Origin of the sequence: Mucilaginibacter gossypiicola (genome assembly GCF_900110105.1) — a bacterium.
In the GTDB taxonomy this organism is placed as follows: Bacteria; Bacteroidota; Bacteroidia; order Sphingobacteriales; family Sphingobacteriaceae; genus Mucilaginibacter; species Mucilaginibacter gossypiicola.
Map to the genome: position 1 here is coordinate 1 of NZ_FOCL01000001.1, position 13,223 is coordinate 13,223.

Annotated in this window: 7 protein-coding genes; 5 read left to right on the forward strand and 2 right to left on the reverse strand. The window is 41.0% G+C overall.

Annotated features, from left to right (window positions below; genetic code table 11):
- Nucleotides 1–484: 484 nt before the first annotated feature.
- On the reverse strand, nt 485–1,831 hold the full coding sequence (locus BMX50_RS00005) for a sensor histidine kinase (protein WP_091205878.1): 1,347 nt from the start codon (nt 1,829–1,831) through the stop codon (nt 485–487).
- On the reverse strand, nt 1,821–3,179 hold the full coding sequence (locus tag BMX50_RS00010; protein ID WP_091205881.1) for a sigma-54-dependent transcriptional regulator: 1,359 nt from the start codon (nt 3,177–3,179) through the stop codon (nt 1,821–1,823). The genes BMX50_RS00005 and BMX50_RS00010 overlap by 11 nt, the downstream gene beginning before the upstream one ends.
- 460 nt (nt 3,180–3,639) lie before the next feature.
- Here BMX50_RS00010 and BMX50_RS00015 point away from each other — a divergent pair, with 460 nt between their 5' ends.
- The 5 genes from BMX50_RS00015 (at nt 3,640) to BMX50_RS00035 (ending at nt 13,217) form a co-directional block, all read left to right on the forward strand.
- Complete coding sequence (locus BMX50_RS00015) at nt 3,640–4,896, forward strand: efflux RND transporter periplasmic adaptor subunit (RefSeq protein ID WP_091208457.1); 1,257 nt, start codon at nt 3,640–3,642, stop codon at nt 4,894–4,896.
- Nucleotides 4,897–5,027: 131 nt separating this feature from the next.
- Nucleotides 5,028–5,705 carry an ABC transporter ATP-binding protein gene (locus BMX50_RS00020; RefSeq protein ID WP_090525339.1) on the forward strand — a complete coding sequence of 226 codons (678 nt, stop codon included), beginning with the start codon at nt 5,028–5,030 and terminating at the stop codon, nt 5,703–5,705.
- A gap of 193 nt (nt 5,706–5,898) precedes the next feature.
- Nucleotides 5,899–8,268, forward strand: a complete 2,370-nt coding sequence (locus BMX50_RS00025; protein ID WP_091205883.1) for an ABC transporter permease — start codon at nt 5,899–5,901, stop codon at nt 8,266–8,268.
- A gap of 61 nt (nt 8,269–8,329) precedes the next feature.
- Entirely contained in the window at nt 8,330–10,723 is a 2,394-nt protein-coding gene (locus BMX50_RS00030; RefSeq protein WP_091205886.1) for an ABC transporter permease, read from the forward strand.
- Nucleotides 10,724–10,850: 127 nt separating this feature from the next.
- Nucleotides 10,851–13,217 (forward strand): ABC transporter permease, encoded by a 2,367-nt coding sequence (locus tag BMX50_RS00035; RefSeq protein ID WP_091208460.1) that lies wholly within the window; start codon nt 10,851–10,853, stop codon nt 13,215–13,217.
- The last annotated feature ends 6 nt before the right edge of the window (nt 13,218–13,223 follow it).

Genomic DNA, 13,223 nt, shown 5'->3' on the forward strand with positions numbered 1-13,223 from the left:
AAAGCATTAATATCATGGGGATCATTGCATATCTCCTTGTGAAATAGCAACCGCCTGCCTTGTTGAACAGCTATATCCAACTCGCTTTTGGATACATCAATGCCAATGAAAAATTCAAATTCCATATCTTTACCCTGTTTATGTTAGTAAACAGTTAACATGTTTTAAACACCATCAATTCCTTACTAATGAGCCTCGTAAACTCTAATTTCTATTTGATGCCATAGTTTAAAACAAGCGGTAAAGGAGTAAATCGACGAATAGGCCCCAACGCCTGGAAATGACAATAATGCGCCTTTACCGCTGTTAACTTTTTCCACAAAACTCCAGGTTATTAACAAAGAAAAAGAAGCAAAAAGAAAGCTTCAACAATAATAATAACCTCTATTATTCTGTTGAAGCTAATCTAAAGGAAATGACATTTTTTTCTATTGATGATAAGATTAAAAAGATGCGTCCACACGATAGTTCAGGGCCGGGCAAACTATACAAAAGACAAAATAAACGCCGACCCTTTACCTTCGGTTGATTGCACCTGGATATTGCCCTTGTGTAGCAGCATGATCTGTTTACATAAGCTTAAGCCAATACCACTGCCGGTTTTTCGGGTACTGAAGAAAGGGATAAAGATTTTATCAAGCAGTTCAGGCGGCATGCCTAAGCCATTATCAATAACTTTTACAAAAGTTTTGCCGCCCTGAATTTCAGCAGTAAGCGTGATGCGAGGTTCCTCGCGGTCTTTCACAGCTTCAATAGCGTTAACCAACAAATTGATCATGACCTGTTCAATCAAATTGATATCGGCTTCGATAGAAAGCGTCGGGTCACGGAGAATGATCTCCAGTTCGATCTTCTTTTTCTCGAGCGTAGGCGTCATTAAGCTGTTCAGGTTCTCAAATATGTTACGCACCATGATCTTGTTCAGATCAAGCTTGGTGATCTTATTAAGGCTACGATAGCTTTCGGTAAATTTAAGCAAGCCTTCGCTGCGGCGTTTGATGGTATCGATACCAAGCTCAATATCTTCCAGATCGCTGTGTGGCAGGCTTTCTGCAATATCGGGGCTTTGCAGACGGTTTTTGAGTGTGTCGGCCAGTGAGGAGATTGGTGCTACGGAGTTCATGATCTCGTGTGTCATTACATTAAGCAGTTTTGACCATGCCTTTGATTCCGTTTCATCCAAAGCCTCATTCACGTTTTGAAAAGCGATGAGTTTGTATAATTTATCATCACTGCGCATCAGACTGGCGTTTACCAGGATTTTAACCTGCTGCTGGTTACGTGTAACGGTAATGATCTTACTATCACCGGGCTTAAGTTTTATAAGCTCCGCATACAATAATGGTTCGCGTTTTTCAAGCGAATGGATTGTTTTTAAATAAGGTACACCTATGATGCTTTTAAAGGCCTCGTTGATCCAGCCAGTTTCGCCGGTTTCTTCTTCGTAGGATAAAATACCGGTATCAACCAGTTCGAGGATCTTTTGTAGGTAGTGATATTGCGTTTCGCGCTCGCGGCTGATGAGCTTAAATGTGGTATTGATATCGTTAAAACCTTTACGCAGGGGCTTAAGCTCGTTAGGTGCTTTACGTACATCAAAATGGCGGGAAAAATCGCGGTAATGGATCGACTCAACAAATTGGTTTACTTCATCCTGCGCTTTTTTCTGAAAGCGGATCATATCCACAACCGAGTAGGCAACCAATGGCAGCAAGATCACGAGGTACAAAAGTTGACCAAGGCTTACGATAACAAAAGCCGTAACGATAAGTACGAGCAGCAATAAAAATACACGCAGCAGCAGCCGCCATTCGTAACGGTTAAATATCATATTTGCTTAATCTTCGGTATAGGGCGGTGCGGGTAAGGCCCAGCTCTTTGGCTGCGCGGGTAATATTGCCGTTGTGCTTTTCGATAACCCGCAATATAGCGTTCTTTTCAAGTGCACTTAATGGAATATTATCGGCATCCGCCACGCTTTCTGTTGATGTTTCCAGGATCGAAAAAATCAGATCGTCGGGCCTTAAAGTGTTATCGTCGGCCATGATCACGGCACGCTCAATTGTATATTGTAATTCACGCACATTGCCCGGAAAGTTATACGACTTAAGCTTGTTAACAGCTGCCGTATCAAAGTCCATGGATGGTTTAAGGTATTTGCTTGCGTAAAGTTTGGCAAAGTGGCGGGCCAGGATCACAATATCCTCATTACGACGACGAAGCGGCGGCATGTTAATCTCTACTGTATTGATACGATAGATCAAATCCTTACGGAACTTGTTTTCATTGGCCAGCTCACTCAAAGGCACGTTGGTTGCACAAATCAGCCTGATATCAACATCTACGGGTTTGTTGGTGCCCAAACGGGTTACCTGGCGGTTTTGTAAAATTGTAAGTAGTTTAGCCTGTTGCTGCAGGCTAATATTGCCGATCTCATCTAAAAATAGAGTGCCACCCTGGGCTTCTTCAAAACGGCCCATACGGTCTTCCCGTGCATCGGTAAAAGCACCTTTTTTATGGCCGAAGAGTTCGCTTTCAAATAAGGTATCCGTCAAAGCGCCAACATCTACCTTAATAAAAGGCTTATCAGCACGGAGCGAACGTTCGTGAATAGCTTTCGCCATCAGGTCTTTACCGGTACCGTTTTCTCCGAGGATCAGGATATTGGCGTCGGTAGGGGCTATTTTGTTCACCTTATAAAAAATATCCTGCATAACGTCTGATTCGCCGAGAATGGAAGTATCACCGGCTGTACTTTTAACAGGTGTTTTGGTGGTTTTTGCGCCGCCTTCTTTTTTGTCAAGCAGGTCTTTTATGGTGTTTATCAGTTTTTCGTTATGCCAGGGCTTTACTACAAAATCATTAGCACCTTCTTTAAGCGAACGCACGGCAAGGTCAATATCACCATATGCTGTTATCATGATCACGCAAACGTCTGGTTTCCATTCTTTTACTTTGCGCAGCCAGTACAATCCTTCGTTGCCGGTATTTATTGCGCTGTTAAAGTTCATGTCAAGCAAAATCAAGTCAACCTCGTTGCGTTGCAACAGCCAGTTCAGGTTTTCAGGGTTTTTTTCGGTGATGATTTCCCGGGCTTCGGGCTTTAACAAAAGTTTAACCGCGGTAAGTACGTCCGGATCGTCGTCAACAATTAAAACGGTAGCTTTTTTAAGTATCATTTATTTTTAGTTAATAGTTCATAGATTGATTGTTCATGGCGCCTCAAAAGAATAGCATATGCTTGTTGAGGTTGTCAATTTAATAAAAGTTATAAATTTAAATTAAATTGTAACTCTTTATCGAAGCTACCGAAATAAACTTTTAGCATTATTGCCATGAACCATTCAATAACGAACACAAATCAAAGACTCACTAATGATACTATCTGTTACAATTTTTATGCTAAATGCCTCCTTTTTATATGATAAACTACATAAATACTTCACAATGAAGTGCTAACCAATATTTGCCCGAAACATGCTGTTAAAGCGTAAAAATACACTGTATCAATACCGTACACCTGATGTAACAGAAGCGTACGCTTTAATATGATATTTTGTGTTTAAATGATTGAAAAACAGTGTTTTAATTTGTGGCATGTCTTTTTGTTATAACATTTCAAAATATTATAAAAATACAGTGGACAGAAAAATTGAGAAAAAGACCTGGAACAGCAAGAAGATACTTACCATTGCAGGTATTACAGGCGTTATTTTACTAATTGGCGGCAGTATTTATCTTACATCGGGTAAAAGCAAGCTTGATGTTGATACTGAACGCTTAACTATAAGTACTATTACTAAAGGCCCTTTCCAGGAGTTTATACCGGTTAACGGAGTAGTTATGCCGCTGACTACCATATTTCTTGATGCATCTGAAGGTGGTGTTGTTGAAGAAAAATATGTTGAGGACGGTGCTAACCTTAAAAAAGGCGACCGCATCCTAAGAATGTCTAATACCGACCTTGAGCTTACCTTGGCTAACCAGGAAACTGCGGTTTATGCCGAACAAACTCAAATGCAGATCTCGCACAATAATGCCCAGCAAAATACCATCAGCAAACTAAACACGATGGCTGATGTGGAGAATGCCTTTAAGGAAGCCGAAAGGATCTACAAACTGGATAAACATCTTTACGATCAAAAAGCCATCGGTCAACAGGAATATCAATCAGCAAAAAATACTTATGATTATCAGTTGAACCGTTATAAACTGGCCAAGCAGATCCTTTCGCAGGATACAGCATTGGTTAAGCAACAGGCTTCACAATCGCAGGAGCAATATGCCCACATGAAAACCACGCTTGAGTTGATGCGTAAAAAAGTGGCAGGTTTAGTATTGGTAGCACCTACCGATGGTCAGTTAACTTCAATGGATGCTGAAGTAGGACAGAGCAAAAATAAAGGTGAGCACTTAGGTCAGATAGACGTACAATCAGGCTTCAAAGTTAGGGTTGATATTGATGAGCATTACCTTTCACGTATTTATGCCGGGCTAAAAGGTGATTTTCAGTTTGCCGAGCAAACATATAACCTGGTCATTAAAAAGGTATATACCCAGGTTAAAACAACAGGTAGTTTCCAGGTTGATATGCAGTTTGTAGGCAAAGTACCTACAGGCATCCGCAAAGGCCAAACGCTGCAGGTGAGGTTAGCATTGAGTGATCAGATGCAGGCAGTATTGGTGCCTAAAGGTGGTTTCTTCCAGCAAACAGGTGGTAATTGGATCTTTAAAGTAAGTGAAGATGGTACCAAGGCTTATAAAGTGAACATCCAGCTTGGACGCCAGAGCCCTGATTATTTCGTAGTAACAGAGGGCTTAAATCCGGGCGACAAGGTTATTACTTCAAGCTATGAAACATACGGTGATATTCAGGAGCTTGTGCTGAAAAAATAACTTAACCGGGCTGCAACGCCGGGCACTGTTTAAGCGTCATTATAATATTAAATCGAACTAATTAATAAATTAAGATAAACAAAAAATAAGATCATTTTGCCATAAAGGCGGAGTGAATAACGGAGGCACCAATGATAAAAATTTCTAATCTTGAGAAATTCTACCGTACCGAAGAGGTAGAGACCATCGCATTAAACAAGCTGTCGATGGAAGTAGCAACAGGCGAGTTTGTGGCCATCATGGGCCCGTCGGGTTGTGGTAAATCAACCTTGTTAAACATCTTGGGCATGCTTGATGATCCTGATGCAGGCAGCTACGTTTTTAACGAAATAGAGGTTGCCCATTTTAACGAGCGCAAACGCGCCGATCTGCGCAAGCATAATATCGGTTTCGTGTTCCAGAGCTTCAATCTTATTGACGAGCTTACTGTGTTTGAAAATGTCGAGTTACCATTGATTTATACCGGTGTAGCTGCTTCAGAACGTGTTAAAAGGGTAGAAGAGGTGTTAGACAAAATGCAGATCATGCACCGTCGTAATCACTATCCGCAGCAGCTATCAGGTGGTCAGCAACAGCGTGTGGCCATTGCCCGTGCGGTTGTTAACAAACCTAAGTTGATCCTTGCGGATGAGCCCACAGGTAACCTTGACAGCAGTAACGGTAACGATGTAATGGAACTGCTTACCGATTTGAACGAACAGGGAACTACCATTATCATGGTTACGCACTCTGAACATGATGCCCGTTACAGCCACCGCATTATACGCCTGCTCGACGGACAAACCGTTATGGAAAATATTATGGTGTAGTTTTTTGAGTTAATAGTTGACGGTTAATAGTTCATGGTAAGAAAGGACTTTTGACTTAAAACTAACAACTCCGGACTTAGACCAACGCCCCCGAAATCAGTTTATAGATAAGTTAATAATTGCCTCTGTTGCCCTTCACCACATTTGTGGAGAAGGGCATTTGGAGTGTTTTTGTTATTAAACCGCTATTTCTATGTTTAAAAATTACCTGAAAACCGCATGGCGTAACTTAATTAACACTAAGTTTTACAGCGCTTTAAATATTGTTGGCCTTACAATTGGCTTGGCAGTTGGCATGCTTATTTTAATTTGGGTGCAGGAAGAGCTGAGTTATGATCAGTTTCATGCTAAGGGCGATAATATTTATAAAGTAAACGCGTCTATTGGTACGGGCGCAAGCAAACAGGTTTGGGGTGGCGTCCCCGGGCCGGTAGCAGCCTTCGCGTTAAAAGAGGTGCCGGGCGTGGTGAGTGCGGTACGGGTTGTAACCTCCTATGATTATTCAGTTTTCAGATATAAAGACAAACTGCTGAAGGAAGATTTTGGGAAGGCTTCGTATGTCGATAATGCCTTCTTTACCATGTTTGATTTCAAATTATTGAAAGGGAACATCAAAACGCCTTTTCCCAATGACCAGTCAATAGTTATTACCGAAAGCACTGCTAAGCGATATTTTGGTAATGAGGATCCGATAGGTAAAACACTTACCGGTGATAGTAAAGATCCTTATACAGTTTCGGGGGTGTTGGCGGATTTTCCGGCCAACTCAAGTATAGGTGGAGATATCTTATTCTCCATCAATGTAAAAAAGAAACAATATACAGGTAAGGATTTCTGGAAATCAATGGATCAGGATTGGGGCAACTACTATACTACTACCTTTTTGCAGATAAGGCCCGATGCTTCTACCAAAGCCATTGCCGATAAACTTACAGACATCCATATGAAAAATCAACCTGGTATAAAACCTACCGATGGAGTTTTTCAATTGCAAGCTTTAAAAGACATTCATTTGTATAACCCCGACGGTACATCGGCAGGGATACAAATAGTAAAAATATTTTCGATTGTTGCAGTATTAATATTGCTTATTGCCTGCATCAATTATATCAATCTTTCAACTGCCCGTTCAATGCTTCGGTCAAAAGAAGTGAGCGTACGCAAGATTATCGGCGCCGAAAGGAGCCAGCTTTTTATGCAGTTTATTATCGAAACTGTATTATGCTTTTCGATAGCCATGGTGCTGGCTTTTACGCTTATATATGCGGTGATGCCTGTTTATAACAGCATCTCGGGTAAGCAAATGCACTTTGACCTGTTTAACAGTAACGTTTGGCAGGTTATTGCTTTGACTATTATTGCAACGCTTGTTGCATCAAGTATATACCCGGCAATGCTGCTTTCATCTTTCAAGCCTATAAGCGCGCTTAAAGGAAAAGTAGCTGGTGCGGGAAACGCCACCTTCAGAAAGATCCTGGTGGTTTGCCAGTTCGCGTTTTCTGTAGGGCTTATCATCGGTACATTGATCATCAATAAACAGCTTCAATACATTCATTCTATACAATTGGGTTACGATAAGGAGCATGTTTTTGCACTGCCTATGCGGGCGATGCAAGATCATTATGAAGCTATTAAGGCTGAGCTGCTAAGCCATACCGAAATTAAAGGTGTAAGTACAGGTAATACAAGTGTGATAATCGGGAACGGAAGCACCGGTGATACTGATTGGGACGGTAAAGCACCAGATGTAAGCCTGTTAATCAGTCCATTTGATATGGATAAGGATTTCATTGGCATGTTCAAGCTAAAGTTTGCGGCAGGCACAGGCTTTACCGGTACAAAGTCAGATTCAGCGCATTATATCCTTAACGAAACCGCTATAAAGCTTGCAGGAATTAAAGATCCTATTGGCAAACGCTTTAAGCTTCACAACCTTAACGGAACAATTATAGGAGTTGTGAAAGACTTTCATTTTGCCTCGTTAAAGCAAACCATTGAACCCGCAGTATTCTCCTACAGACCAAGTTCATGGCAAATGTTTGTAAAAACTACCGGCAAGGATGCACCGGCTGCGATTAAACTGGTTGAGAAATACTGGAAACAGTATAACGCTAACTTTCCGTACGAGTATAGTTTCCTGGATGATGCTTACAATGAAATGTACAGATCTGAGCAACACACCAGCACGCTGTTCAATATGTTTGCAGGCATAGCCGTATTTATTTCATGCCTTGGCCTTTTTGGATTGGCAACTTATACTGCACAAATAAAAGTTAAAGAGATAGGTATTCGTAAGGTACTTGGTGCCAGTGTAACCAATATCACAACCATGCTATCGCGTGATTTTCTGGTGTTAGTATTACTCGCCATTATAATAGCATCACCCATAGCCTGGTATGCCATGAATGAATGGTTGATGGATTATGCATACCGCGCCGAAATTCACTGGTGGCTTATAGCTGTTGCAGGTGGGGTAGCCGTTGTTGTTGCCTTTGCTACCATTAGTTTCCAAGCTGTGAAAGCGGCTTTGGCCAACCCGGTTAAGAGTTTAAGATCAGAATAAATATTGATAGAGATGTAGCAACAGCAGGAGGAAGTTTATACCAATTAATCAGTAACCCAGGATGCTTAAAATTTATTTAAAAACGGCTTATCGAAATTTACTCAAAAACAAAGTCTACGCTTTTGTAAACATTTTGGGCCTTGCTGTTGGTATTGCTGCCTGTGTGCTCATTGGTTTGTTTGTTAGTAACGAAAAAAGCTTTGATAACTTTGTACCAAATGCGGATAAGGTTTATCGCCTTAATGAATATATGCATTACGATGGTACGGCACCATCAACAGCCGCAATTGTTGGTCCGCCGGTTGCGCCGTTTCTGAAGGCTAATAATAATGAGATAGATAGCTATACCCGTGTTTTTCCTGCAGTACCACTTGTTTATCCATCGGTAACTATGGAGTACCAGGGTAAAAAGATAAAAGCGGAGAAGCTGGCTTGTACTGATACCTCCTTTGCCAGCATGTTTAACCCGGTTATTATTGAGGGCGAAAGAAATAAGTTTACCCGCGATCAAAATACAATTGTACTTACCGCCAGTCTCGCGCGTAAGCTTTTTGGCAATAGCCCTGCATTGAATAAAACCATTCAATTACGCACCGCTGATACCACGGCAACCAGTTTTACTGTAAGCAATGTAATTGCCGATATGCCTAAAAACTCCCATTTGCAGATTGAGGCAATGGTGCCCTTCCCTAAAGAGTTTTTAAATAGTTTTTTGGGTACAAATTATAATGTTTTAATGGGGGCAACGTACTTGAGAATATCCAATAATAAAAATATAAGCTTACTTGAAAGCAGGTTGACAAAAACTATCCATACCAAGAGCAAATTTATTGATTTTACCTTACAACCTTTAAACCGTATCCATACCGGCTCTGTTAATATCAGCTATGATGAGCTCAACTATAAAAAGATAGATGGTAAATACCTGAATATATTTATAGTAATAGCTATTGCTGTTTTTTTAATTGCCTGTGTAAATTTTGTTAATCTTACTACAGCCATTGCGGGCTATCGTGGTAAAGAAGTGGCCGTTAAAAAAATTGTGGGCGCAAGGCGTTTTCATGTAGTTTTCCAGGTACTTATCGAAACCTTCTTTTCGGTGCTATTATCGCTGATATCAGCGCTGTTGCTTATTACCATCTTTTTGCCATTGTTAAATAAACTACTTGACAGAGAGCTTACTTCAGAAAGTATTTATCACGGCGCTATGGTTGTTGTTTTTGCAGGTATACTGATAGGAACTACATTACTGGCTGGTATTTATCCGGCCTGGTTCATCTCAAGAGCTAACACCGGTGAAGCTTTAAAAACAAAGGTGTTATTGGGTGGTTCAAAATCATCGTTACGTAATGTCCTGGTTACCGGTCAGTTTGCGGTTGCCGTTATATTCATGATCAGTTTAATGGTGATACTTAAGCAGCTAAAATATATGCAGCAACGCGATCTGGGCTATTCTTATAGTCAGGTTATAAAATTGCCGATGGATTTGCAGCTGGCAAAAAAAATGCCGGTACTTAAAGCAGAAATTGCTAAAGTAAAAGGAGTTAAAGATATCACCAATGGCTTTATGGAAATGGGCGGTAATGGTTCATTATTTGGCATCGACTTTATTGCACCAAACGGCGAAGCCAAAAAGATCACTGTAAACATGGAGAATGCTGGTATTAATTATATCAGTTTTTTCGACATGAAGATGATAGCCGGCAGGGCCTTTAATAAGGATCAGCAGAATGAATATATTATCAATCAAACCCTGGCCAAACAAATAGGCTACGCTGATCCTGTTGGTAAGCCTATCAACATCACGTCATTGCCTCCCGGCAGGATTGTTGGCGTTGTAAAAGATTTCAATTACAGTAGTTTACACAAAACCATTGAGCCGCTTATTATTGGCAGTATGGATTATATACCTTATTGGCAAACCAATTTATATGTTAAGGTTTCGGGTACTGATGTTAGCCAAACATTAAAAGATATACAGAAAGTATTTAATAGTATAAGTGGCGACAATAGGTTTGATTATCAGTTTATTGATGGTCATTTTAATGAAGTATATCATTCCGAAAGACAGGCTGGAAGCATGATTGCCATCATTGGCGGTCTGGCCATGCTTATTTCGTGCCTTGGTTTGTTGAGCCTCGCTGCTTTTGTCGTATTGAGGCGCAAAAAGGAGATTGGGATTCGTAAAGTGCTTGGTGCTTCGGTTACCAATATCACCGCTTTGTTATCAAAAGAGTTTTTAATACTGGTATTCATCGCCTTTGTAGTTGCATCGCCGGTAGCTTATTATTTTATGGATAAGTGGCTGCAGGGTTTTGCCTACAGGATAAACATACAGTGGTGGGTTATTGCCGGGGCAGGTGGAGCGGCGATAGTGATTGCTTTTATAACAATCAGTTTCCAATCGATTAAAGCGGCGCTTGCTAATCCGGTTAAAAGCTTAAGAAGTGAATAATCATCAGGTCATTTGCTTTGCGTCATTAAGTCATTTTGAAGGGCTTGTTAAAGTAATTGGTAATATAAACGATAAGCCGATGACATAATGCCCCAATGACCTAATGATCAATAAAAAGGAGGGAAAAATGTTAAAGAGTTATGTAGTTATTGCTTTCAGGAATATCCGTCGTAACTTGAGTTACGCCTTCCTGAATATCTTTGGGCTCACGCTGGGAGTAGCGGCTTGCCTGGTGATTTTTTTGATCGTACGAAATGAACTTGGCTATGATAGTTACAACAGTAAAGCCGATCGTACTTATCGTGTAACACTCCATGCACTTGATTTTAACTCCAATGTATCCCTCGCGATTATACCCGCTATGCGGATAGATTTTCCGGAATTGGAACAAGCAACGCAATTTTTTTACCAGGGCGACGCCATGATCAAGATTGGGGAAAACCGGTATAACGAACATAATGTAGCTTTTGGCGATGATCAGATTGATAAGGTTTTTGATTACCAGTGGCTCGCCGGCGACCCGAACACGGCACTTAAAGAACCTAATAGCGTTGTACTTACCGAAAGTATTGCAAAAAAATACTTTGGCAAAAGCAACGCTGTAGGTAAACTGATCAACTTTGAAAACCAGTTGAATGTAAAGGTAACAGGTATTATCAAAGATCTGCCTGCAAACACCAGCGTACCATTTTCGTTCCTGATTTCATTAAGCAGTATCGAAAAAAACTTAAAAGGGATGATGAGCAACTTCTGGGCTATCCCCGGAGGCAGTTACGCATACATTGTATTACCTAAAAACTATTCTATTAAACAATTGAATAGCAAAATGCCCGCTTTTATTAAAAAGAACTGGGGAGCGGATGTAGCAAAAGCGGCTGTTTTGCCCTTTCAGCCATTAAAGGATATTCACTTTGATCAGCGCTATATTAATAATATTATTACGCCAACTTCAAAGGATACCTACTATGCCTTAATTGGCGTAGCCTTACTTATTATCATTACTGCTTGTATCAATTTCATCAATCTTGCCACTGCCCAGGCTATCAAGCGTGCAAAAGAAGTAGGGATGCGCAAGGTGCTGGGGGCAAGCCGCCCTCAGCTTATTAAACAGTTTTTGGGCGAAACCACTGTCCTTGTTTTATTTTCCGTGCTGTTAGGTGTTGGTGTATGCGCATTGTTCCTGTCTAAAGCGGCAGCATGGATGGCTATCAATGTTGACGCTACACAACTGATGCAACCTACCGTGATAGGCTGGATAGCTGCTATTACCCTGGCTGTGATCTTGCTCGCAGGTTTATATCCATCGTTTGTACAGTCGGCATTTCAACCGGTTGATAGTTTTAAAAATAAAAATGCCGGTGGTGCCGGGAAGCTTACCTTACGTAAAGGACTGGTGATTGGGCAATTTGCCATATCGCAGATCATGATCATAGGTACCCTGATTGTGGCCGGACAAATGGACTTTTTTAAAAATCAGGACCTTGGTTTTGATAAGGAAGCGGTGGTATCTGTAGGCCTGCCCGATATGAAAAAACGGGACGTGTTTAACCAGCAACTCGCCGGTTATCCCGGTATTAAAGAGATTAGCTTTTCATCGGGTGCGCCAGGCTTTAACAGCAATTTTACCAGCTTTTCATCAGTCGAACTGGGCTTTCCCAAAGATGATGTTACCGAGTACAAAGCTGTAGACGAAAAATTTACAGATATGTTCGGTTTGCAAATGCTGGCAGGGCAAAAGATCTGGAAAAAGAATGAAAAGGATACCATACCCAAAGTGGTCATCAACGAAACTATGATGCAAAAGTTGGGTATTCAGGACCCACAATTGGCTTTGAACAAGCATGTAACTTTAAATGGCGATCAAAAAGCCACAATAATAGGTGTGGTAAAAGATTTTCAAAGCGAATCAAAACATAAAAAGCGCCGCTCCTGCGTACTGGAGTATAACCCGAACAGGTTTTTCATGGCGAGTATTAAAATGCAGCCTGCCAATATGAGTGAAACTATCAGTTATATTGGTAAAAAATGGTCTGCTCTTTATCCTGATAATGTTTTTCAATTTCAGTTTGTTGATGAACACATCGCCAATTTTTACAAACAGGAGCAAAAGATATACGTAGCATTCCAGCTTTTCTCTTACATCGCCATATTTATAGGTTGTTTGGGCTTATACGGGTTGATCGCGTTCGCGGCATCACAGCGCACCAAAGAAGTTGGTATTCGTAAGGTATTGGGCGCACCGGTATCAAGTATCGTAGCGCAGTTTACTAAAGAGTTTATTTACCTGATAGCGATAGCTTTTGTGATAGCCGCTCCGCTGGGTTATTATGTAATGCATAACTGGCTGCAAAACTTTGCATACCATATTGACATAGGCCCGGGGATATTCGTCATTGCAATAGCATCGTCGTTTATTATAGCTGCGGTTACCATATCATACCAGGCCATAAAAGCAGCCGCGATAAACCCGGTTAAGAGTTTGCGGGACGAATAAAGTGAG